Source organism: Nonomuraea sp. NPDC049784, assembly GCF_040659615.1.
GTDB lineage: Bacteria > Actinomycetota > Actinomycetes > Streptosporangiales > Streptosporangiaceae > Nonomuraea.
In genome coordinates this window covers 1-22,207 of the sequence record NZ_JBFAMX010000083.1, presented here as the reverse complement: position 1 = coordinate 22,207, position 22,207 = coordinate 1, and the positions used below count along the sequence as shown (strand labels likewise).

Here is a 22,207-nt window from a genome sequence, read left to right as displayed (position 1 = left end):
CATGGTAATCACCCGAGGGCCGCGCCGATCGCGGTCATGATCGGGATGGACAGGCCCGTGGTCAGCAGGACCGCGCTGCGGGCCAGGCGCCGGCCGGTGTCGTAGTTCACCGCGTACACGTAGATGTTCTGCGCCGTCGGCAGGGCGGCGAAGAGGGTGGCGGCCAGGAGGGCGCTGCCGTCGAGGCCGAGGGCGAGGCGGGCGGTCAGGTAGGCGATGGCCGGCTGGACGAAGGCCTTCAGCACGACCGCGAGGAAGATGTCTTTGCCGACGCCGTTCGCCTCGGGGACCGTGGGGGCGCGCTGGGAGCCGTACAGGCTGAGACCGTACGCCAGCAGCGCCACGGGCACGGCCGCGCCGCCCAGCAGCTCGACCGGGCGCATGACCGGGGCGGGCAGGGAGATCCCGCTGAGCGCGAACGCGAGCCCGAGGAGCGAGGCGACCGTGAGCGGGTTGCGGAACGGAAGGAGCAGGGCCGCACGTGCCGAACGCCCTCCCTTGTCGAGGATCAGGAACGAGATCGGGGTGATGACGATCAGCTGGAAGAGCAGGATCGGGGCGACCAGGGCGCCGTCGCCCAGCACGTAGATCGAGATGGGCACGCCCAGGTTGCCCGCGTTGACGTACGACGAGGCGAGGGCGCCGATCGTCGCCTCGCGGCGGTCGCGCCGCCAGGCCAGCCTCGCTACCAGCACGTAGACGAGCTGGACGCAGGCCACCGCCACCACCTCGGTCAGCAGCACCGGCGAGAAGAGTGTGTGCAGGTCGGCCCTCGAGACGGTGGCGAACATCAGCGCGGGAGTCGCCACGAAGAACGCCAGCCGCGACAGCACTAACTCGTCGCTGGCCCGCAGCAGACCGCCCACTCCGACCAGGTAACCCAACACGGCAACGGACACCAGTGCGGCGAACGCCGCGACAACCCCCGACACGCACCAACCTCCGAAATGGGACGTTCAGCAGCGTATCGGGCTCCGCGCGTCACCTCTCCGCCGCACTTCGGTGAAGGTTCTTCGGGAGACACTGTGAGGGTGGCGGGTCCAGACGGGGGTCTACGCTGGGGCGCATGCGAGTAGCGGTGATTGGCGCCAGCGGTCATATCGGTACGTACCTCATCCCCCGGCTGGTCGACGCCGGACACGACGTCGTCGCCGTCAGCAGGGGCAAGCGGGAGCCCTACAGCCCGCACGGGGCCTGGCAGTGGGTCACCACCATCACCGCCGACCGCGACGCGGAGGACGCCGACGGGACGTTCGGGCGGCGGATCGCGGACCTGGACGCGGACGTCGTCATCGATCTCATCTGCTTCACGGAGACCAGCGCCCGCGACCTCGCGGCGGCGCTGACCGGGCGGGTCCGGCACTTCCTGCACTGCGGGACGATCTGGACGCATGGGCCCAGCAGCCGGGTGCCGACCACCGAGGACCGGCCCAAGCGGCCGATCGGCGAATACGGCAAGCAGAAGGCCGCCATCGAGGCCCACCTCCTCGAACGCGCGCATCGCGACGGCTTCCCCGCCACGATCATCCACCCCGGGCACATCACCGGGCCGGGCTGGGTGCCGGTCAACCCCGCGGGCAACGTCAATCCCGCCGTGTTCCAGGCGCTGGCCGACGGCGCCGAGCTGGCGCTGCCGAACTTCGGCATGGAGACCGTCCAGCACGTGCACGCCGACGACGTGGCGCGGCTGTTCATGGACGCCATGGTCAACCCGTCCGTCGCCGTGGGCGAGAGCTTCCACTCCGTGGCCACCACCGCCCTGACGCTGCGCGGTTACGCCGAGGCGGCGGCGGGCTGGTTCGGGAGGGAGGCGCGGCTGACCTTCCTGCCGTTCGAGCGGTGGCGGGAGACGGTGTCGGAGGAGGACGCGCGGATCACGCTCGACCACATCTCGTACAGCCCCCACTGCAGCATGGAGAAGGCCGAGCGGCTGCTGGGGCACCGGCCCCGCTACACGCCGCTCGAGGCCATCTCCGAGGCGGTCGACTGGCTGGTCAGAGCCGGAACCATCACCCCGTGAGGGGGCCGAACTCCTTCCGCGTGTCGATCACGTCGCCGAAGAGCTCCCAGCGCTCGCCCTTGAACCTCATCAGCTGCATCGACTCGATCGGGAAGCCGTCTCCCTGACCGGTGTCGAGCGTCACGCCCGGCAGCAGCATGTCGATCTTGACGCCCTTGAGGCCGCGTACGGAGTCACGCAGCCCCTCGCGGGTCGGGCACTTGGCCGCCTCCATGGCCTTGTGGAAGCTGTTCGCCACGGCCCAGCCGAAGGTGTGGTAGGGGACGTTGGGGTCGGCGCCGGGCGCGTACTGCCGCATCTTCTGCTTGTACAGCGTCATCTCCGGGTCGTTCTGCCACGTCGGGTCGTTGGGGTCCTTGTAGTACGTGGCCGAGACGACGCCCTGCACGTTCGCGAAGCCCACGGGCTTGAGCACGGTGATCGAGGCGGAGACGTTGTTGATGATGTGCAGCGGGTTCCAGGCCGTGTTCCTGGCGTCGGCGGCCAGCGCCTGCGAGCCGAACTTGGGCGTGGTGATGTCGAGGAACACCTCGGCCTTCGACTCCGCGAGGTTGCGCATCTGGGGGTCGATGCTGGGGTCGGTCACCTCGTAGCTCTGCTCGGCCACGATCGTGATCCCGGTGCCCTCGACGGCCCGCTTGAACCCGCCGAGCAGGTCCTTGCCGAAGTCGTCGTTCTGGTAGAGGACGGCGACCTTGGCCTGGGGCTTCTCCTTCTTGAGGTACTGGGCGTAGACGCGGGCCTCGGAGACGTAGTTGGGCTGCCAGCCGATCGTCCACGGGTGCGCGGTGTCGGTGCCCCACTTGGAGGCGCCGGTGGCGACGAAGACCTGCGGGACCTTGCGCTGGTTCGTGTAGTCCCAGGTGGCGGTGGTCGAGGGCGTGCCGAGCGTCTGGAACAGCGCGAACACCTGCTCCTGCTCCACCAGCCTGCGCGCCTCCTCGACGGCCTTGGGCGGCTGGTAGCCGTCGTCGCGGACGACGAACTCGACCTTGCGCCCGCCGATGCCGCCCTTCTCCGCGTTGATGTAGTCGAAGTACGCCTTGATGCCCTTGGGGATGTCCCCGTAGGCGGAGGCGGGGCCGGACAGCGGGTAGATGCCGCCCAGCTTGATGCTCTTGTCGGTGATGCCGGTCGTCTGCTGTCCCCGGCACTCGCCCGACGCCGCCGTGCCCGCGCCGCCGCCGCTGTCGCGCCCCCCGCAGGCGGCGACCAGGAGAAGCAACCCAGCAGCCCCGATCGCAGATACACGCATCACTCTTACTCCTTCCGGGGAACCTTCTTGATCAAGCGCCCGGCCAGCCCGGCGAGACCCGTTGGGGCCACGTACATCACCGCGATGATCAGCAGGCCGAAGACGACGCCGGGAGCGGCGTCGTTGATGTCCTGCGCGATACTGGGCACGAACATCACGAACAGCGCGCCCAGCACGGGCCCGGACAGCGAGCCGAGCCCGCCGACGACCAGTCCGGCCAGCAGGGTGATCGACAGGTTGACGGTGAACGAATCCGGCGACACGAACCCGATCACCCACGTGTAGAGGCAGCCCGCCACTCCGGCGAACATCGCGCTCCACGCGAACGCGAACGTCTTGTAGGACGACAGCCGTACGCCCATGACCTCGGCCGCGGCCTCGTCGTCCCTGATCGCGTGCAGCGCCCGGCCCACCCGCGACCGCAGCAGGCTGCCCCCAACCAGGAACGCCGCGGCGGCGACGATCAAGGTGAGGAAGTACAGCCACTGGTCCTCGGCCAGGCCGCTCCAGGCGGGCGGCGCGGGCTTGGCCAGCGTCAGCCCCATGGACCCGCCGGTGACCGGCTCGAAGCGCTTGAGCAGCGGCACGAGGAAGATCGCCACGGCGAGCGTGACGAGCGCCAGGTAGAGGCCGCGCAACCGCATGGCCGGCAGGCCGAACGCCAGGCCGAGCACGAACGCCACTCCCGCCGCGATGGGGAGGGTCACGGGGTACGGGAGCGCCCAGCGGTCGAGGAGGATCGCGGTCGCGTACGCGCCGACGGCGAAGAACGCGCCGTGGCCGAGTGAGATCTGGCCGGCGTGGCCGACGAGGAGGTTGAGTCCGAGCAGCGCCACCGCGTAGACCAGCACCATCGTGAGCTGGAAGACGTGGAAGGGGTCGAGTTGGAAGGGGGCGTAGCACGCGGCGGCCAGGAGGACGGCTGCGGCTGCCCACCGCAGGCGCGTTGTACGCAGAGTCGTGGCCGGCGTGCCTTTGGAGATCACGGTGGGCGTCATGACCGCTCCACCACCGCTCGGCCGAACAGGCCCTGGGGCCGCAGCAGGAGCACGCCCAGGATGATCAACAGCGGCACCCCCACCTTGAGGTCGGACCCGATGAACCCGACGTAGGCCCCGGCCAGCGTCTCCGCCACCCCGACGATCAGCCCGCCCACGACCGCCCCCACCGGGCTGTCGAACCCGCCGAGGGTCGCCGCCGCGAACGCGTAGATGAGGACGCCGCCCATCATGTTCGGCTCCAGGAACAGCAGCGGCGCCACCAGCACCCCCGACACCGCGCCCACGGTGGCCGCCAGCCCCCAGCCGAGCGCGAGCGTCCAGCCCACCCTGATCCCGACCAGCCGCGCCGACTCGGGGTTGCTCGCCACCGCCCGCATCCCCAGTCCGATCTTGGTGTGCTGGAAGAGCACGTACAGGAGCCCCATGACCGCCGCCACCACGGCGAGCACCCCGAGCGTCGAGAAGCTCACGCTGACCCCGGCCGCCTCCAGCGCGCCGTCCGGGAACGGGTTGGGGAAGTCCTTGATCAGGAAAGTCCAGATCCACCCGGCGGCGGCGTTGACGAAGATGAACAGGCCCACGGTGACGATGACCAGCGTCAGCTCGGGCGCGCCCTCGACCGGCCGGATGATCACCCGTTCGATGAGCATCCCGCCCGCGAACGACACCACCAGCGTGAGCGCCAGCGCCGGCCAGAACGGCAGCCCGGCGGCCACGCACTGCCAGGCGACGTACGTGGAGAACATGGCCAGCTCGCCCTGGGCGAAGTTCACGATCCCGGTGAACCGGTAGATCAGCACCAGGGCCAGCGCCAGGCTGGCGTAGATGGCGCCCGCGCCGAGGCCCTCGACGACCTGCTGCAGGAATCCGGCCATCGGCTACACCCGGTATCCCAGGTAGGACTGGGCGACCTGCTCGTCGGCCCTGATCTGCTCGGCCGTGCCCGACAGGACGATCCGCCCGGTCTCCAGCACGTGCGCCTGCTGGGCGATGCCGAGCGCGAGATGGGCGTTCTGCTCGACGACGACCACGGTGGTCCGCTCCTCCGCGTTGACGGCCTGGACGATGCGGAACAGTTCCCGGGTGACCAGCGGGGCCAGGCCGAGCGACGGCTCGTCGAGCAGGAGCAGCCGGGGCCGCAGCATGAGGGCCCGGCCGATGGCCAGCATCTGCTGCTCGCCGCCGCTGAGGCTGCCCGCGGTCTGCTTGAGCCGGGTCTTCAGCACCGGGAAGTACGTGTGGATGCGTTCGAGGTCCTCCTCCACTGCGGCGCGACCCCGCCGGACGAAGGCGCCGAGCCGGAGGTTCTCCTCGACGGTCAGCGGCATGAACGTGCCCCGCCCCTCGGGCACGTGGGCCACGCCCTGCCGGGCGAGCGCGTCGGGCGGGCGGCCCGCCAGGTCAGTGCCGTCGAGCGAGACCCGGCCACGTGCCTTGACCATGCCGGACAGGGCACGTAGCAGCGTCGTCTTGCCCGCGCCGTTCGGTCCGAGAATCGCGCAGATCTCCCCCTCGCGGACGGTCAGGCTCACGCCGTGCAGCACGCGCACGTCCCCGTACCCGGCCACCAGGTCCTCGACGTGGAGTGTCATACGGCGGTCCCCAGGTACGCCTCGATGACGCCGGGGTCGCGCTGCACCTCGACAGGCGGCCCTTCGGCGATCTTGCGGCCGAAGTCCAGGCACACGATCCGCTCGCAGATCCCCATGACGAACCCCATGTGGTGCTCGACCACGATCACGGTCAGGTCGTACTCGGATCTGATCGCGCCCAGCGTGCCCGCGAACTCCTCGACCTCGGCCGCGTTCAGCCCGTTCACCGGCTCGTCGAGCAGCAGCAGCCGGGGCCTGCCGACGAGCGCGCGGGCCAGCTCGACCCGCTTGAGTGTCCCGAACGGCAGCCCGGTCGCCGGGTGATCGGCCACGCCGGTCAGGCCCAGCCGCTCGATCACGGCGTCGGCGTCCGCGCGCAGCGCGCGCTCCTCGCGGCGCACGCCGGGCAGCCGCAGCCCCGCGCCGAGGAATCCGGCGCGGCCCCTGTGGTGGGCGCCTACCAGCACGTTGTCGCGTACGGATAGCTGGGGGAAGAGGCCCAGGTTCTGGAAGGTCCGCGCGATGCCCATTTCCGCGATCGCGTACGGCGCCACGGCCGTCAGGTCCCTGCCCTCGTACACGATCGTCCCGGAGTCGGGGTCGTACCGCCGGGTGAGGCAGTTGAACAGGGTGGTCTTGCCGGCTCCGTTCGGCCCGATGAGCCCCACCATCTCACCGCGCGCCACCTCGAAGCCCACGGCGTCCAGCGCCGTGATGCCGCCGAAGCGGACGGTGAGATCGTCTACCTCCAGCATCCGGCCTCCTGGAGAACAATGTTCTGAATGTGGGCTCAGCGTAGGATCCGCCGCTCAAAGGCCGCATTGGGCACGGTGACCCAAGATGTTTCAGGCGAGTTGTCCGCTGAGCACAGGGTGGGTCTCGGACCGGTTACGACCCGTTGACCTCCCGGCGACGGCCATGGATCATCCCGGGCATGTCCACCGGTTCGTACACCGTGGAAGCCGTCCGCGTGGAACGCACGCGGATCCTCTCCGAGCTGCTCACCGCCGTCGGCGCACTGGCCGATGCCGCGCTCGCCGCGATACTGAGGGAGATCCCGGTCTACGCGGCGCAGGGGCCTGACTTCCACGCCGACGTGCGGGAGCACGTGGTCAGGCACTACCGCGCCAAGCTGGCCGTGCTGCTGGAGGAGCGCACGGTCACGCACGCGGACATCTCGTTCACCCGACGGCCGGCCATGCGCCGGGCCAGGGCAGGGGTGCCGCTGGCCGACTACATCAACGCGTTCAGGGTCGGGCAGCGATGTACATCTCGCTGCTCGACCATCCCGGCGCCTCCGACCTGTCGATGCTGCGCGTCTGCGCGTCCGGCGGGGCGGCGCTGCCGCTGGACGTGCTGCGCGCGTACGAGACCCGGTTCGGCTGCGAGATCATCGAGGGGTACGGGCTCAGCGAGACGTCCCCCGTGGCCGCCACGAACCGGGGCGGCCACCACCGCAGGCCCGGCTCCATCGGCTGGCCGATCAGGGACGTCGAGATGAGGATCGTCGACGAGGACGGCCGCGAGACGCCGCGCGGCGAGATCGGGGAGATCGTCGTGCGCGGCCCCAACGTGATGAAGGGCTACTGGAACAACCCCGCCGCCACGGCGGAGGCCCTCCGCGACGGCTGGTTCCACACCGGCGACCTCGGCAGGGTGGACGAGGACGGCTACTTCTACCTGGTCGACCGCCGCCGCGACGTGATCATCCGCGGCGGCTACACCGTCTATCCGCGCGAGGTCGAGGAGGTCCTGTATGAGCACCCGGCGGTGCGGCAGGCGGCCGTCTTCGGCGTGCCGCACCCGGGGCTCGGCGAGGAGATCGAGGCCGTGGTGGCAGTACGCGCCTTGGTGACCTGCGAGGACCTGCGCGATTTCGTGAGGGAGCGGGTGGCGGCCTACAAGTACCCGCGGCGTATCTCATTCGTGGACGAGCTCCCGATGAGCCCCACGGGCAAGATCCTCAAGCGGGCGCTCATCTCGCGCTGATCGTGTACGTACGCGTGACCGCCACGAGATCGCCGTCCTCGCGGGTCGCCACCCAGCGCTCCTTTCGAAAACATTATGGAAAAGATTAGTGGCAGGGAGTAATATGTGCGGTGGGTGAGGTCCATGTGACAGGAGGTGCGCAATGGCGATCCGGCGGCCAGCGTCATCTCCCGCCTGGCCTGGCAGCACCGCACCTTCACCGTCCTAGAACTGCACCGGCTGGCCTACTATCCGGTGCGCGCGCAGGTCGCCGAACTGGGCGCACAGGCGGCTGTGCGGGCTATCGCCCGGGTCGCCGGGGCTTATGCCAACCGGCGCGCCACCAAGAAACGAGCCCACATCTTCCGCCAGCACGGCGCCATCCCCTACGACGCGCGCCTCATGAGCTGGAACCGTGACGCCCGCGCCGTGTCGCTGTGGACCCCAACCGGCCGCGTGACCGTGCCCTACGCCGGCCGTCCTAACGACCTCAAGGTCGTCGACACGCTGCCGCTCGGGGAAGCCGACCTGATCTACCGCCGCGGCGTATGGCTGCTGCAAGTCACTGTCACCCTGCCCAAGTCCCGAACGCGCGAGCCGATCAACGGCTTCATGGGAGTGGATCAAGGCGTGGCGAACCTGGCGGTCACCAACGACGGCGCGGTGCTGCCCGGCCCCGCCCTGCCCGGGCCGATCCAAGGTAACGGTCACGTGCGCACCTTGCGGGAACGTCGGCATCGCCAACGCCAGCGGCTGCAGAAGAAGGGCACCAGTGCGGCACGGCGGGTGCTGCGCCGCCTGTCCGGGCGCGAGCACCGGTTGATGACCGACCTCAACCACCAGCTCTCCAAGCTTGTGGTGCGCGAAGCCGAACGCACCGGCCGCGGCATCGCCCTGAAAGATCTCCAGGGCATCCGCGGGCGGGCAAGGGCTCACCGGCTCCAGCGGCGCACCCTTCACAGCTGGGCGTTCGCCCAGATGATCGAGTTCACCCGCTACAAGGCCGCACGGGCCGGGATCGCCTTCATCCTCGTCGACCCCGCCTACACCTCGCAGGCCTGTCCACAATGCGGGTGTACCACCAAGGCGAACCGGCCTGCGCGAGGTCGGTTCCTATGTACCAGGTGTGGCCTCGCTGGGCACGCCGACCACATCGCGGCCCGCAACATCGCCGCACGCGGCGCTGCGGGCTGGGCTGCTGTCAATCAGCCACACGCTACCGGCCTCCCTTCAGCCAGACGGGACCGTGAGAGCAAGCCACCGGCTTCAACCGGTTGGTAGTTGACATCCGTGAAGCCGCTCTGGGACATCGGGGTGAAGTCCGTATTGTTGGGGAGCAGCCGGTATATCTCCACCATCGTGGAGTCGCCGCGCGGGTGCGGGACGGCGCTCGCGAACGTCTCGACCAGCCGGGCGTTGTTCTTGGACGTCTCGAACATCAGCGACGGGCCGCTCACGCCCCGGGCCTCCCAGTTGAGCAGGACCCCGCCCTCGCGGCCCAGCGGGTGCTCCCTGATGAAAGCCCGGGCGCCCTGCGTTCCGTCCTCTTCGCCGTCCGTCATCAGCAGCACCAGGTCGTTGCGGAGCGCGGTGCCCTTGAGCGCCCGTACCGTCTCCAGCATCGCCGCGACCGCGGCGGCGTCGTCGGAGGCGCCGGGCCCCATCGCCGCGAAGTCGTAGTGCGCGGCGATCACCACCGTCCCGGTAGCGTCGGCGCCCTTCGCCGTGGCCACGATGTTGTCCACCTGCCCGAACGACGCCAGCCCCGCCGACGAGTCCGCACCGATCGCCCGCTGGACCCGCACGTCGAGCCCCGCCGCGCGGAGCTGCCCGGCGAGGTAGTCCCTGGCCCGGTCACCGGCCTGGCTGCCGATCGGACGCCGCTCGGTGGCGAACCTCTCGAGGTGGCGCACGGCCCGCTCGGCGCTGAACTGCCCCGGCCGGCGCGGAGGCGGGCAGCGGCTGCATCGTGCTGTTGGTCATGGCGGTCAGCATGATCACTCCCGCCAGCGCGAGCAGAGCGCACACTCCGGCCGGCGCCCGGCGGGGGACGTCGAACAACTTTCCCATCATGACCTGGAACGCTAGGTACGCTGGCCTGGGCGGCGGAATGATGCATGTGCCCGGATCGACCTGGGGTTTTCCACACCTCGCGTCTCACATGTCGGTACGATTCGTCTTAGAAAATAAGACATGCCCTAGAGTCTCCAGGCATGACACCTTTGGAGATGGTCGCGGTGCTGGCGGCCGGCGTCGTGGGCGGAGGCATCAACACCGTCGTCGGATCAGGATCGCTGATCACGTTCCCCACGCTGCTGGCCGTCGGTCTGCCACCGATCACGGCGAACGTCTCCAACAACATCGGCCTGGTCCCGGGCGGCTTCACCGGTGTCATGGGCTACCGGCCCGAGCTGAAGGGCCAGCGCGAGCGGCTGCTCAGGCTGGCCCCCGCCTCGGTCATCGGCTCGCTGGCCGGCGGTCTGCTGCTGCTCAACCTGCCCGAGAGCAGCTTCAACGTGATCGTGAGCGTGCTGATCGCGCTGTCCTGCGTGCTGGTCGTGATCCAGCCCAGGCTCAGCCGCATGCTGGCCGCCCGCCCGGGGCGTGCGCACGGCGGCCCGTGGCTGTGGCTGGGTGCGCTGGCAGCGGGCGCCTACGGCGGCTATTTCGGCGCCGGTCAGGGCATCCTGCTCATCGGCCTGATGGGCATCCTCCTGGACGAGGAGCTGCAGCGGATCAACGCGGCCAAGAACGTGCTCGTCCTGCTGGTGAACTTCACCGCCGCCATCCTGTACACGCTGGTCGCCGACGTGGACTGGCTCGCCGTCCTGCTGGTGGCGCTGGGCTCGATGATCGGCGGCTTCCTCGGCGCCCGCGTGGGCCGCAAGTTGCCAGCCCCGATCCTGCGTGGCGTGATCGTCTGCATCGGCGTCGTGGCGATCGTCAAGCTCCTGGCGAGCTAGCTCAACCGGACAGACCGAAGAAGAACGCGGCGGGGATCAGGCCGAGAGTGAGGGCGACGGCCCACCAGCGGGGAGCCGGGCCGTCGCGCAGCACGGCGACTCCGAGGGGCACGAGTGCGACCGCCAGCCCCGCCAGGGCGGCCAGCGCGATCGGGTCGCTGCTGCCCTTGAGCACGCCCAGCGGCAGCCCGGCCGCCAGGGCCAGGCAGACGCACCTGATCACGCCCAGCGCCCTGGCGCGGTAGGCGCCGATGGCGAGTACGATCCAGCCGCCCATGATGCAGATGTTGACCGCCTTGAACACGTGGAAGGCGCCGTAGGTGGCCTCGACCGCCCGCTGCGCCGCCGCCAGGCCGAGGGTGTCCACCAGGTGGAAGGCCAGGTGGCTCACCCCGGCGTGGAAGACCCGACCGAACAGGCCGAGGATCACCAGCGTGGCGCCCCATCGCGCCCAGCCCGGGTGCTCGGCGCCGATCCGGCGGGCGAGCGCGGTCACCGCAGGCCACAGCAGCACAAGCCCGGCCGAGAACAGGCTGTAGGACAGGACCATCTCGTCCGGCCGGGCGGCGTAGGCGGCGAGCTGGTCAGGGAAGAAGTCGCCCTCGCCCGCCCGGATGAGCACCCCGGCGATGAGCAGCGCCGGGCCGAGCACCAGACCGGCGCCTTCGACCCAGCGCCCGGGAAGCGTGTGCGTGATCGTCATGCCATTGATCCAAGCGTCGGGAGCGCGGGCGCACACGGGCGCTACCGCGAGAGCCGGGGGTAGAGCCAGCGCTACCCTCCCCCACACCCCTATGCACTGGATTTCGATAACCTGCGTAGTTTTAGGGACGACCGAATCCTGCGACAGAAGGGACCAGGCACGTGCTCGACGACGCCGGCCTCCAGGCGCTCCGCGAGGCGGCGCGCCTGTCTCCGGACAATCTCCCTCTCCGGCGGCATCTCGCCGAGCAGCTCCTGGCCAAGGGTTATCTGGCCGACGCGGAGACCGAGTTCCGCGCCGCTCTCATGCTCGCGCCCAAGGACGCGGACGTCACGGCGGGGCTGGCCGAGGCGTTCGTACGACAGAGCGCCCATGGCGCCGCGCTGTCGGCGCTGGAGCCGTTCCTGGCCGCCCCCGGCTACCCGCCGCGCATGGGCGTGCTCGCCGCCAGGGCACTGCTCGGCGAGGGCGAGACGGGCAGGGCGGCCCAGCGCTACCACGAGGCGGTCTCCCGCGACCCGTCCGTCGCCGATCCGGAGCTGGCCGCCCGCCTGACCATCCCGGCCCCAGCCGCCGCCCCCGCCTACGCGCCCCCACCTGGTCCGGCGTACGCGACGCCGGCCGACGCGCCCTCGGGGGCCGAGGTCGAGAAGTCGAAGATGACCTTCGCCGACGTCGCCGGGATGGAGGCGGTCAAGGAGTCGTTGCGGGTGAAGCTGCTGCTGCCGATCCAGCAGCCCGAGCTGTTCGCCGCGTACGGCAAGCGCGCCGGCGGCGGCGTCCTGATGTACGGCCCTCCGGGAGCGGGCAAGACCCACCTGGCCAGGGCCGCGGCCGGCGAGCTCGGCGCGGCGTTCGTCAACGTCGGCCTGGCCGACATCCTCGACATGTACGTCGGCTCGAGCGAGCGCAACCTGCGCGCGACCTTCGACCTGGCCCGCCGCAACCGCCCGTGCGTGCTGTTCTTCGACGAGGTGGACGCGCTGGCCGCGCGCCGCTCCGACATGCGCCAGGCGCACACCCGGCAACTGGTCAACCAGTTCCTGGCCGAGCTCGACGGCGTGGACCCGAACGCCAACGAGGGCGTCCTGGTGCTGGCCGCCACGAACGCGCCCTGGTACATCGACGTGGCGTTCCGCCGCCCGGGGAGGTTCGACCAGCTCGTGTTCGTGCCGCCGCCGGACGCCGCGGCGCGCGCGGCCATCCTGCGCATCCTCTGCCGCGACAAGCCGCTGGCCGAGATGGACTTCGACGCGGTGGCGCGGGTCACCGACTTTTTCGTCGGCGCGGACCTGAAGGGCCTGGTGGACCGCGCGGTGGAGGTCAAGCTGCAGCAGTCGATCAGCGCGGGGCGCCCCATCCCGATGACCACCAATGACCTGCTGGCCGCCGCCCAGGGCACCCGGCCCACGGCGGTACGCGAGTGGCTGGCCACCGCGCGCAACTACGTGCTGCACGCCAACGAGTCCGGCGCGTGGGACGAGCTGATGCCCTGGATCAAGGGCAAGTGGTGAACCCGCGCGAGTCGATTCAGCGGGCCGGCACGCTGCTGGAGATGCGCCGCCCGGCCGACGCGGAGCGGGAGCTGCGCGGCGTGCTCGCCGTACGGCCCGACCACTTCACCGCGCACTCACTGCTCGGCCTGGCGCTGGTCCAGCAGGGCAAGGCCGCGGAGGCGGTGTCCTCCGCCCAGGAGGCGGTACGGCTGGCACCCGACCAGTCGTACCCGCACTACATGGCCGGGCAGGTCTACCTCCGCATTCGACGGCCGGACCTGGCCATCACCGCCGTGCGGGCGTCGCTGGCGCACAACCCCGAGCAGGCGTCGGCCTGGGAGCTGCTGGCCCGCGCGCACCTGATGATGGGCCAGTACCGCGAGGTGGTCGACGCGGCCCGCCGCGGGCTGGCCATCGATCCGCAGGTCTCGGATCTGGTGAGCCTGCTGGCGGTGGCCCACGAAAAGCTCGGGGAGGCGGAGGAGGCCAGGGCCGCCGCCGCGAACGCCGTACAGCTGGATCCGGAGAGCGCCACCGCGCACCTGGCGTACGGCCGGGCGGCGCTGACCGCCGGCGACCCCAGGACGGCCGCCGAGGCCTTCCGCGAGGTGCTCCGGCTCGACCCCGGCTTCGACCCGGCCAGGGATCTCCTGGTGACGGCGCTGAAGCACCGCAACCCCCTCTACCGGATCCTGACCCACCTGCGCAGGTTCAGGGGCGGCTGGCAGATGGTGTTCCTGCTGCCCGTGATCCCGCCGCTCATCATCGTGTTCGTCCTCATCGCCGTGCTGCACTGGGCGGCATGGGTGGCCGAGGCGGTGACCGTGCTGCGGCTGGCCCGCGCCAGGGCGACCCGCCTGCTCTTCGAGGGCGTCGAGGCCCGCGCGGCCATGGCGGGCTGCGCCCTCCTCGTCGCCGGGGCGGCGGTGCTCGCGTCGGGCATCGCGCTCGGGCAGGAGGCGCTCGGAATGGCGGGGGCGGCGGTCATGGCGCTGGTCACCCCTGTGCAGGAGGCCACGCACACGGGCTCGGCCCGCGGGCGCCGGATCCTGTACGGCTGGGCGGGCCTGCTGGGGGCCGCGATCGTCGCGTCCGCGATCATCGGCTCGCCGACCTTCGCGCTGCTGTCCGTGTACGCCGGGCTGGGCACGATCTGGGTGGCCGCAGGCGTACGCCGGTTGTTCCCCGTCTCCGAGAGTTAGACGCCTCGCGTGAAACTTTCACGCGTTCGCGCAGGTCAGAGCGGATTGGCGGGCGACGCGTTGACGCGTCCGAAGCGGCTGGCGAGCATGACGCCGCGTCCTCCCTCTCCGAAAGGGCACCCTCATGCACTTGTCCAAGGCGATGACGGCCGCCCTCGCCACGCTGGTGGCAGCGGCGTCGGTCGCGATCGCCGTTACCACCGCCGCCCCGGCAGGGGCCCTCGCCGGCACGGGCACCGGCTACCTGCACACCAGCGGGAACAAGATCGTCGACAGCACGGGCGCGACCGTGCGCCTGACCGGCATCAACTGGTTCGGCATGGAGACCGACAACAGGACCTTCCACGGCCTGTGGTCGAGCACCCCCTGGAAGGGCCATATCGACAAGATGGCCTCGCTGGGCTACAACACGATCCGGGTGCCGTACTCCAACGACGCGCTCAAGTCCGGCGCCACGGCCACCGGCATCAATGACTACGTCAACCCCGACCTGATCGGCCTGTCGCCGATGCAGATCCTGGACAAGATCATCGCGTACGCGGGCACCAAGGGCATGCGGATCATCCTCGACCGCCACCGCCCGACCGCCGCGGGTCAGTCCCCGCTCTGGTACGTCTCCGCCACGCCGGAGAGCACCTGGATCAACGACTGGAAGACGCTGGCCCAGCACTACGCGAACAACCCCACCGTCATCGGCGCCGACCTGCACAACGAGCCGCACGCCGAGGGCACCAACCCCAACGCGACCGGCGCGTGCTGGGGCTGTGGCGACCAGGCGCGCGACTGGCGGCTGGCCGCAGAGCGGGCCGGCAACGCGGTCCTGTCGCTCAACCCCAACTGGCTGATCTTCGTGGAGGGCGTGAGCTGCCCGAGCGGCGGCCTGTCCAACGTCTGGGACGGCGATCCCAGCAACGACGAGGACTGCGGCTGGTGGGGCGGCAACCTGTCGAAGGCGGGACAGTATCCGGTACGGCTCAACGTGGCCAATCGCCTGGTCTACTCGCCCCACGACTACGCGACCTCGGTCTACCACCAGACCTGGTTCGACGCCCCCGACTACCCCGCCAACCTGCCGGGGATCTGGGACAAGTACTGGGGATACCTGTACAAGCAGAACATCGCGCCGATCATGATCGGCGAGTTCGGCACCACGCTGGCCTCGAACGTGGACAAGATCTGGCTGCAGGAGCTCCTGAAGTACACGGGGACCGGGGTGAACGGGATGTCGTTCACGTACTGGTCGTGGAACCCGAACTCCGGTGACACCGGCGGCATACTCAACGACGACTGGACCACGGTCAACCAGGCCAAGCAGGACATCCTGCAGCCCTACCTGATCCCGCCGTCCGGCGGCACCGGGCAGCCCTCCGAGACGCCCACGGCCAATCCGCCGGGGCAGTGCGCGGTGACGTACAAGGAGACCAACGCCTGGCAGGGCGGCTTCCAGGGCGAGCTGACGATGAAGAACACCGGGACCGGCACGATCAGCAACTGGAGCGCCACGTGGACGTTCCCGTCGGGAGTGACGCTGGTCAACGCCTGGAACGCGGTCGTGACCCAGTCGGGCACCACGTGGACCGCCAAGGGCCCCGACTACGCGAAGAGCCTCGCGCCGGGCGCCTCCGTGGCGATCGGCTTCACCGCCAACGGCACCAGCAGCCAGCCCGGCAGCGCCACCTGCTCCTGACCCGTACCACCGTCGCGGGCGGACGCGCTCCCGCCCGCGGCTCCCGAACGAGCGCCCGCCCCGCGCTTCCCGACCGAGCACCGCGGGGCGGGCGCTCGCCTTTCTCACAGGAAGCGCGGCGGCCCTCAGAGCGGAGGGTTGACCCCGGCTCGCACGTAGTGGATAACGGAATTCCGACAAAGGGAGTAAACCTGCACTGTTACGGAGACCCCGATGGCAAGCGCGGCTTCTCCCGCACTGGTCGGGCGCGACGCCCAGCTGCGGCTGCTCAACGGCGCCATCACCGAGCCGCCCTCCGTCATCCAGGTGCAGGGCGAGGCGGGCATAGGCAAGACCAGGCTCATCAGGGCGGCCATCGATCCGCTGCACGAGGGCGAAGCCGAGCGGACGGTGCTGCTCGGCCACTGCCACCAGATCCGCGAGCCGCTCCCGTACGGGCCGGTGTTCGACGCGCTGCGGCACGTCGCCGCGGCGCTGCCGCCCCGGGACCGGCTCAGCCCGCTCACCGGGGTCCTGCGCGGTTACCTTCCCGAGCTGGCGGACCGGCTCCCGTCCGCCCCGTCGTCGTCGCCGCTCGACGATCCGCGTGCCGAGCGGCACCGGCTGTTCCGCGCGGTCCACGCGCTGCTGGCCGACGCGGGTCCGGTCGTGCTGGTGGTCGAGGATCTGCACTGGGCCGACGACGGCACGCGTGACCTGCTGCGCTTCCTCACCGGCCAGCCGCCGGACGGGCTGGCGCTGGTGGTGACGTTCCGGAGGGAGGAGCTGCCGGTGCCGGGGTTGCCGTTCGGGCACGCGTACCGGCGGGCTCCCGGGGTGCGCGGCGAGGTGATCTCACTGACGCCGCTCGACGTCGAGGGTGTGCGCAGCCTGGCCGGCGCGCTGCTGGGCCGGTCGGCGCCGACCCCCGAGTTCGCCGCCAAGCTGCACGAACGCACCGCGGGGGTGCCGTTCGTGATCGAGGAGGTGGTGCGCTCGTTGCTCGATGACGAGGGCCGGTTACCCGAGCCGGAGGCGCTCGATCGCATGGCCGTGCCGCTGCTGCTGCGCGAGGCGATGGCCGAGCGGCTCGCCGGGCTGTCGCCGGCCGCGCTGAGCACCGTACGCGCCGCCGCCGTCCTGGGACTGCCCGCCGACGAGCCCCTGATCGCCGCCGTCTCCGTCCCGTTCCCGTCCGAGACCGGGCTGGGCCAGGCGCTGGAGGCGGGCGTGCTGCTCGAGCACCCCGACGGCCAGTACGGCTTCCGCCACACCCTCGCCCAGCAGGCCGTCTACGACACGATCCCCGGCCCGGAGCGGCGCCTGATCCACCAGCGGGCCATGGCCGCGCTGGCAGTGCTCGACCCGCCGCCCCTCGTCCAGCTGGCCCACCACGCCCGCCGCGCCGGCGACTTCGCGGCCTGGCAGCGCCACGGCAGCGCCGCCGCCGACCGCGCCGCCGCGCTCGGCGACATCCCGCTCGCCGTCGAGGTGCTCGAAGGGCTGCTCGCCGACCCCAAGCTCCCCCGCGACGCCCGCGGCCCGCTGGCGCTCAGGCTCAGCAGGGTCGCCGCCATCGGCCTGTCCCACCGGCGGGTCGTACGCATCCTGCGCCACCTGCTCAAGGACGACTTCCTGTCCCCGCAGGTACGCGGTCAGGCCAGGCTCAACCTGGGCATCCTCCTGTCCAACCAGGCGGGCGCGGTCGCCGCGGGACGCCAGGAGATCCTGGCGGCGCTCCCCGACCTGCACGACAGCCCGAGCCTCGCCGCCCGCGGCCTCGCCCTGCTGGCGATGCCCGCCTGGGGCGGCGAACCGCTCTCCATGCACCAGGAGTGGATGGACCAGGCGGAGAAGCTCCTCGACGACCGCGACCCCGAGCTGACCGCCGCCGTGCTGGCCAACAAGGTCAGCCTCGCCATGCTGGTCGGCGCGCCCGAGGCGTTCGAGCTGGTGGCCGCGCTGCCGGTCGACGACCCCGCCACGGCCGTGCGCCGCCAGGTGGCGCGCGGCTACTCCAACCTGTACGACGCCGCGGTGGCGCTCGGGCACTACGCGGCGGCCGAGCGGTTCGCGGAGCAGAGCAGGCGCATCGCCGAGGAGACCGGCGCGCTCTATCCCGAGTTCCTGGTGGAGATGTCGTCGATCAGGCTCGACCTGCTGACCGGCCGCTGGGAGGGCCTGCGCGAGCGCGCCGTCGCCGCCGTCGAGATGACCTTCGAGGCGCCGCTGCTGGCGGTCGACGCCCGGCTGACGCTCGGCATGCTGGCCCTGGCCAGGGGCGAGTGGGACGAGGCCGGCGTGCACCTCGAGGCGGCCGGCGTACGGGACCTGGACTCCGGTTTCCTGCCCGTCGCCGCGGCGGCCTCCAGCGGGCTGGTCGAGCTGCACCTGACCCGTGACTCGCTCGAGTCCGCGCTGCGCGAGGCCGACCTCGCGGTGGGCAGGCTGCGGCGCAAGGGCGTGTGGGTGTGGGGCGACCAGCTCGTGCCTGCCGCGGTCGGCGCGCTGCTCAGGGCAGGCAGGCGGGGTGAGGCGGCCGGCCTGGTGGCCGAGTTCGCCGCGGGGATCGAGGGCAGGAACGCGCCGTCCGCGGAGGCCGGACTCGACGCCGCCAGAGGGGCGCTGGCCCAGGACGCCGGCGAGGCGGCCCACTACTACGCCAGGGCTCGCGGCGCCTACGAGGCGATGTCGCGGTCGTACGGCGCGGCCAGGGCGGCGGAGTCCGAGGCGGGCGCGCGGCTCGCGCTCGGCGACCGGGAGCTGGCCGCGGACCTCGTCGCGGACGCGGGCGAGCGGTACGCGGCGCTCGGCGCCACTCACGACGCGGCCCGCTGCCGCCACCTGCTGCGCGAGATCGGCCCGGAAATGAGCAGGGCCGCCGCGCGGCGCAGGGGCCGCGGAGGCGGGAGCGGGGTGCTGTCGCCGCGGGAGAGCGAGGTGGCCAGGCTGGTCGCGCTCGGGCGGACCAACAGGGAGATCGCCGAGGTGCTGTTCCTGTCGCGCCGCACGGTGGACACGCACGTGGCCAAGGTGCTGCGCAAGCTCGGCGTGCGCACGAGGGCGGACGTGCGGGAGCCCCGGCCGGACGACCGGCCGGGGCTCGTGGAGAGCTAGACGGTGATGCTCCAGGTGTCCAGGTAGCCGGTGTCACCGAGGTAGACGTCCTCGATCTCGAGGATCCAGGTGCCCGCCGCCTGCTGGCTCACCGGGACGGAGAACGTCCTGGTGCCGTACTGCGTGCAGGTGGTGCCGCCGTACCTGTCGACCGCGTACCACGTGCCGTTCGGGCCGCGCAGCCAGATGTCGAGGTCCTCCGCGCACGTGTGGCTGATCGTGATGGACAGCTTGACCGGCGAGGTCGCGGTGCCCGTCGCGGTGGAGGTGATCGAACTGTCGATGATGCTCCAGTCGTCGATCGTGTAGTTCGTGCCGTTGGTGAACGTCCTGCCGCCCGAGGTGCTCTGGACGGTCAGCGCGTACGTCGCCGTGTGGGTGGCCGTCTCACCCGTGCCGGTCACGGTGACGGTGTAGCTGCCGGCCGGGGTGGTGGGCGCGGTCGAGATCGTCAGCGTGGACGAGCCGCCCGAGGTCACCGAGGCCGGGTTGAACGCGGCCGTGGCGCCCGTCGGCAGGCCGCTGGCCGACAGGTTCACCGTCTGCGCCGTGCCCGCCGTGGTGCTCGTGCCGATCGTGGACGTCGCCGCCGAGCCCGCCTGAACGGTGCCGGATGCCGGGTTCGCCGAGATCGAGAAGTCACGCGTCGGCGGGTTCTGGCTGACGGTGAGCGCGTACGTCGCGGTGTGCGTCGTCGAGCCGGTTCCGGTGACCGTGATGTTGTACGTGCCCGCCGCCGTCGACGAGCCGACCGAGAGCGTCAGCGTCGAGGAGTTGCCCGAGGTCACCGACGACGGGCTGAAGCTCGCCGTGGTGCCGCTGGGCAGCCCCGACGCGCTCAGGCTCACGGTCTGGGCGCTGCCGGAGGTGGTCTGCGTGCCGACCGTGGCCGTCGCCTGGCCTCCGGGCGCCGCGCTGCCGGACGTCGGGCTGAGCGAGATCGAGAAGTCGCTGGTCGATGTGCCGCACGCGGGCTCGCCCGACGCCGCCGCCACACTCACCGCGCTCCAAGCCGCCTTGGTGGTGTTGCACTGGTCGCTGTTGGCCCCGAACAGCTCGATCGCGGCCGCTACCGAGGCGGCGCGGACGTTCGTGTACCGCCAGGACGAGGTCTTGCGGGCCAGCGCGCCCATGAAGATCTTGCCGGCGTTCTGGACGCCGACGCCGGTGACCGACGAGGGGCCGCCGGAGCAGATCGGGCTGGACGGCTTGCCACCGCCGGGGTTGCTGCCCTCGGCCAGCAGGTAGAACCAGTGGTTCAGCGGGCCCGCCGCCGCGTGCACCTCGGTGTTCGGGATCGAGGAGGAGTAGCAGTTCGGGTCGCCGACCGCGCTCGGGTTGTACATGACGCGGATCGGCCCGTCGCCGACCAGGTCGACCTCCTCGCCCACCGTGTAGTCGGCCGGGTCGTTCGGGTTGGCGGCGTACGCCTCGGTGAGCGCGCCGAAGATGTCACCGGTGGCCTCGTTGAGGCCGCCGTTCTCGTTGCCCGATCCGGCGCCGCCCGGCGTGGTCTGGAAGATCGCGTGCCCGAACTCGTGCGCCACGACGTCGATGGGGGTCGCCTGCCGGGTGTTGGCCTGGTTGTGGCCGAAGTTGGTGTAGCTGCCGTTCCAGTAGGCGTTCACGTCGGCGAGCCCGACCCGGGCGGGGTAGCCGCGGCCGCTGCCATTGATGCCATTGCGGCCGAGCCAGTCACGTAGCATGTCCCACTCGCGCTGCACGCTGTAGAGCGCGTCCACGCAGGCGGTCTCCAGGTTGGTGCCCGAGGCGTTGCCCCAGGCGTCGTCCGTGCCGGTGTACGCGCTGCCGTTCTGGCCGCCGCACTGGAGGCCGGGCCTGGTCGAGTCGGTCATCGAGTACGAGCTGCCGGATCCGCTCGTCTGGATGGTGACCTGGCCGTAGTAGTAGCCGTTGCCGGTGCCCGCGCGTACCAGGTCGTACGAGTCGGCGATCTCGCCGGTGCGCGCGTCCACGAACACGTGCTGGATGCTCGGCTTGCCCTCGGCGATGCCGCTGACCACGGCCTCCCAGGTCAGCCTCGGCTTCTCGCCCCAGGCCAGCACGACCAGGCGGGGCGCCGCGGTGTCGTCCACGCGCGAGAGCCTGGTCTTGGCGACCCGCGTGGCCCGCCCGGCGCTGATCGTCGCACTGGTCGGCAGGTCGCTCGGGCTCGGGCCCGCCGCCGCGACCGTGTCCCTGACGTTCCCCGCCGCGTCGGTGACCACGACGGCGTCGCCGCCGACCATCGGCAGGCCCTTGTACGTGCGCTCGTACGACACGTAGTACATGTCGGCCGCGCCCGGGGTGACAGCCACACGGCTGTAGGCCTCGTCAGGCCCTCTGGTGAGTTCGTCGACCTGGCTGGAGACGGCCTTGTCCGCGACCTGCGCGGCGAGCGAGGCGGGGTCGCCCGCCAGCGCGCTCTCCTTACGTGGGGCCGCTCCCGGAGGGGCGGCGTTCGCGGGTAGCGCCTGTAAGGCCAGCGTCGTGGCCGTGGCCACGCCGACGACCGCAGCGAGTAAGGCTTTACGTTTCACGCTGTGCTGCTCCTTTCGACGTTCTCCCTCGAGGCCGGCGCACTTTGTGAGCGCACGACGGCCCGGCGCGCCGCACGGGGATCGCCTCGGCGGCGGGATCGCAGGGAGATTGGGGGGTGGGAAGCTAGCAGGACTGTTGCGCCTTGATGCCGCGACGCTAAACGGTCACTCCCGACTGGGAAATACGTATACGCATCGGTAGGCATACCGATAATTCCGTTTTGACTGCTCAGTTGAGGGACAATCGGGGGCGTGCAATTCGGCATCCTGGGCCCGCTCCTGGTGCGCTCCACCGACGGCGGCCCTCTGGCGATCGGCGGTCCGCGCCCGCGTGCCCTGCTCGCGCTGCTGCTGCTCGACGCCGGGCGGATGGTGAGCGTCGAGCGGCTCATCGACGGCCAGTATGGCGACCGGCCGCCCGCGGAGGCCGCCAACGCCATCCAGGCGCAGATCTCCCGGCTCAGGCGGAGCCTGCCTGCCGGCCTGATCGAGTTCCATGGGGCGGGGTACCAGCTGGTGGTCTCGCCGGATGACGTGGACGCGCACCGGTTCGAGCGGCTGTCTCGCGAAGGACGGAAGATGCTGGCGGCGGGTCGTTTCCCGGGAGCCGCGTCCTCGCTCAGGGAGGCTCTCGAGCTGTGGCGGGGACCGGCGCTCGCGGACGTGGCCGACGCGCCGTTCGCG

18 protein-coding genes are annotated in these 22,207 nt (G+C 71.1%); 9 read left to right on the top strand and 9 right to left on the bottom strand.

The genetic code is table 11. The annotated features are described in order from the left end of the window. Positions 1–8: 8 nt before the first annotated feature. Positions 9–932: an AEC family transporter gene (locus AB0J09_RS19570; RefSeq protein WP_360692545.1), complete on the bottom strand. Its 924-nt coding sequence runs from the start codon at positions 930–932 to the stop codon at positions 9–11. Positions 933–1,066: 134 nt separating this feature from the next. Between AB0J09_RS19570 and AB0J09_RS19565 the strand changes: the two genes are divergently transcribed. Beyond that, the gene (locus tag AB0J09_RS19565; protein WP_360692542.1) at positions 1,067–2,020 is read left to right on the top strand and encodes an NAD(P)-dependent oxidoreductase; all 954 of its coding nucleotides are present in this window, start codon (positions 1,067–1,069) and stop codon (positions 2,018–2,020) included. Here the strand turns inward: AB0J09_RS19565 and AB0J09_RS19560 are convergent. From AB0J09_RS19560 to AB0J09_RS19540, 5 genes are read right to left on the bottom strand one after another with little or no spacing between them, the layout of a single operon-like run. Next, the gene (locus AB0J09_RS19560) at positions 2,010–3,275 is read right to left on the bottom strand and encodes an ABC transporter substrate-binding protein (protein ID WP_360692539.1); all 1,266 of its coding nucleotides are present in this window, start codon (positions 3,273–3,275) and stop codon (positions 2,010–2,012) included. The two genes, AB0J09_RS19565 and AB0J09_RS19560, sit on opposite strands and share 11 nt — an antisense overlap. Before the next feature lie 5 nt (positions 3,276–3,280). Further along, positions 3,281–4,273 (bottom strand): branched-chain amino acid ABC transporter permease, encoded by a 993-nt coding sequence (locus tag AB0J09_RS19555; protein WP_360692536.1) that lies wholly within the window; start codon positions 4,271–4,273, stop codon positions 3,281–3,283. After that, complete coding sequence (locus tag AB0J09_RS19550) at positions 4,270–5,151, bottom strand: branched-chain amino acid ABC transporter permease (protein ID WP_360692533.1); 882 nt, start codon at positions 5,149–5,151, stop codon at positions 4,270–4,272. The genes AB0J09_RS19555 and AB0J09_RS19550 overlap by 4 nt, the downstream gene beginning before the upstream one ends. Before the next feature lie 3 nt (positions 5,152–5,154). Continuing rightward, the gene (locus tag AB0J09_RS19545; protein WP_360692530.1) at positions 5,155–5,868 is read right to left on the bottom strand and encodes an ABC transporter ATP-binding protein; all 714 of its coding nucleotides are present in this window, start codon (positions 5,866–5,868) and stop codon (positions 5,155–5,157) included. After that, the gene (locus tag AB0J09_RS19540; protein ID WP_360692527.1) at positions 5,865–6,623 is read right to left on the bottom strand and encodes an ABC transporter ATP-binding protein; all 759 of its coding nucleotides are present in this window, start codon (positions 6,621–6,623) and stop codon (positions 5,865–5,867) included. The genes AB0J09_RS19545 and AB0J09_RS19540 overlap by 4 nt, the downstream gene beginning before the upstream one ends. Positions 6,624–7,131: 508 nt before the next feature. On the opposite strand from AB0J09_RS19540, the gene AB0J09_RS19535 reads away from it, so the two are divergent. Both AB0J09_RS19535 and AB0J09_RS19530 read left to right on the top strand, forming a co-directional pair. Continuing rightward, positions 7,132–7,857, top strand: a complete 726-nt coding sequence (locus tag AB0J09_RS19535; protein WP_360692525.1) for an AMP-binding protein — start codon at positions 7,132–7,134, stop codon at positions 7,855–7,857. A 135-nt stretch (positions 7,858–7,992) separates the two neighbouring features. After that, positions 7,993–9,117 carry a transposase gene (locus AB0J09_RS19530; RefSeq protein WP_360692522.1) on the top strand — a complete coding sequence of 375 codons (1,125 nt, stop codon included), beginning with the start codon at positions 7,993–7,995 and terminating at the stop codon, positions 9,115–9,117. Here AB0J09_RS19530 and AB0J09_RS19525 read toward each other — a convergent pair. Beyond that, positions 9,042–9,749 carry a M20/M25/M40 family metallo-hydrolase gene (locus AB0J09_RS19525; protein ID WP_360692519.1) on the bottom strand — a complete coding sequence of 236 codons (708 nt, stop codon included), beginning with the start codon at positions 9,747–9,749 and terminating at the stop codon, positions 9,042–9,044. The two genes, AB0J09_RS19530 and AB0J09_RS19525, sit on opposite strands and share 76 nt — an antisense overlap. Positions 9,750–10,049: 300 nt before the next feature. On the opposite strand from AB0J09_RS19525, the gene AB0J09_RS19520 reads away from it, so the two are divergent. Next, positions 10,050–10,799, top strand: coding sequence for a sulfite exporter TauE/SafE family protein (locus AB0J09_RS19520; RefSeq protein WP_360692516.1), 750 nt, complete (start codon positions 10,050–10,052; stop codon positions 10,797–10,799). Between the two features lies 1 nt (position 10,800). Here the strand turns inward: AB0J09_RS19520 and AB0J09_RS19515 are convergent, their stop codons facing one another. Beyond that, the gene (locus AB0J09_RS19515) at positions 10,801–11,502 is read right to left on the bottom strand and encodes a hypothetical protein (protein ID WP_360692513.1); all 702 of its coding nucleotides are present in this window, start codon (positions 11,500–11,502) and stop codon (positions 10,801–10,803) included. A 161-nt stretch (positions 11,503–11,663) separates the two neighbouring features. Here AB0J09_RS19515 and AB0J09_RS19510 point away from each other — a divergent pair, with 161 nt between their 5' ends. The 4 genes from AB0J09_RS19510 to AB0J09_RS19495 all read left to right on the top strand — a co-directional run bounded on the left by AB0J09_RS19510 (position 11,664) and on the right by AB0J09_RS19495 (position 18,983). Continuing rightward, positions 11,664–13,016, top strand: a complete 1,353-nt coding sequence (locus AB0J09_RS19510; protein WP_360692510.1) for an AAA family ATPase — start codon at positions 11,664–11,666, stop codon at positions 13,014–13,016. Next, the gene (locus AB0J09_RS19505) at positions 13,013–14,200 is read left to right on the top strand and encodes a tetratricopeptide repeat protein (protein WP_360692505.1); all 1,188 of its coding nucleotides are present in this window, start codon (positions 13,013–13,015) and stop codon (positions 14,198–14,200) included. Before AB0J09_RS19510 ends, AB0J09_RS19505 begins: the two co-directional genes overlap by 4 nt. A gap of 124 nt (positions 14,201–14,324) precedes the next feature. Further along, the gene (locus tag AB0J09_RS19500) at positions 14,325–15,887 is read left to right on the top strand and encodes a cellulase family glycosylhydrolase (protein WP_360692501.1); all 1,563 of its coding nucleotides are present in this window, start codon (positions 14,325–14,327) and stop codon (positions 15,885–15,887) included. A gap of 213 nt (positions 15,888–16,100) precedes the next feature. Then, positions 16,101–18,983, top strand: coding sequence for an AAA family ATPase (locus tag AB0J09_RS19495; RefSeq protein WP_360692498.1), 2,883 nt, complete (start codon positions 16,101–16,103; stop codon positions 18,981–18,983). Here AB0J09_RS19495 and AB0J09_RS19490 read toward each other — a convergent pair. Beyond that, on the bottom strand, positions 18,980–21,523 hold the full coding sequence (locus AB0J09_RS19490) for a M4 family metallopeptidase (protein WP_360692495.1): 2,544 nt from the start codon (positions 21,521–21,523) through the stop codon (positions 18,980–18,982). The genes AB0J09_RS19495 and AB0J09_RS19490 overlap by 4 nt on opposite strands. Positions 21,524–21,775: 252 nt before the next feature. Here AB0J09_RS19490 and AB0J09_RS19485 point away from each other — a divergent pair. Next, the coding region (locus tag AB0J09_RS19485; RefSeq protein WP_360692492.1) for a BTAD domain-containing putative transcriptional regulator at positions 21,776–22,207 on the top strand (432 nt) is incomplete at its 3' end.

Coding starts and splice junctions, on each gene's coding strand:
- AB0J09_RS19560 (WP_360692539.1), bottom strand. CDS start 3,275: ATGCGTGTATCTGCGATCGGGGCTGCTGGGTTGCTTCTCCTGGTCGCC.
- AB0J09_RS19495 (WP_360692498.1), top strand. CDS start 16,101: ATGGCAAGCGCGGCTTCTCCCGCACTGGTCGGGCGCGACGCCCAGCTG.
- AB0J09_RS19535 (WP_360692525.1), top strand. CDS start 7,132: ATGTACATCTCGCTGCTCGACCATCCCGGCGCCTCCGACCTGTCGATG.
- AB0J09_RS19515 (WP_360692513.1), bottom strand. CDS start 11,502: ATGACGATCACGCACACGCTTCCCGGGCGCTGGGTCGAAGGCGCCGGT.
- AB0J09_RS19550 (WP_360692533.1), bottom strand. CDS start 5,151: ATGGCCGGATTCCTGCAGCAGGTCGTCGAGGGCCTCGGCGCGGGCGCC.
- AB0J09_RS19565 (WP_360692542.1), top strand. CDS start 1,067: ATGCGAGTAGCGGTGATTGGCGCCAGCGGTCATATCGGTACGTACCTC.
- AB0J09_RS19545 (WP_360692530.1), bottom strand. CDS start 5,868: ATGACACTCCACGTCGAGGACCTGGTGGCCGGGTACGGGGACGTGCGC.
- AB0J09_RS19540 (WP_360692527.1), bottom strand. CDS start 6,623: ATGCTGGAGGTAGACGATCTCACCGTCCGCTTCGGCGGCATCACGGCG.
- AB0J09_RS19520 (WP_360692516.1), top strand. CDS start 10,050: ATGACACCTTTGGAGATGGTCGCGGTGCTGGCGGCCGGCGTCGTGGGC.
- AB0J09_RS19555 (WP_360692536.1), bottom strand. CDS start 4,273: ATGACGCCCACCGTGATCTCCAAAGGCACGCCGGCCACGACTCTGCGT.
- AB0J09_RS19500 (WP_360692501.1), top strand. CDS start 14,325: ATGCACTTGTCCAAGGCGATGACGGCCGCCCTCGCCACGCTGGTGGCA.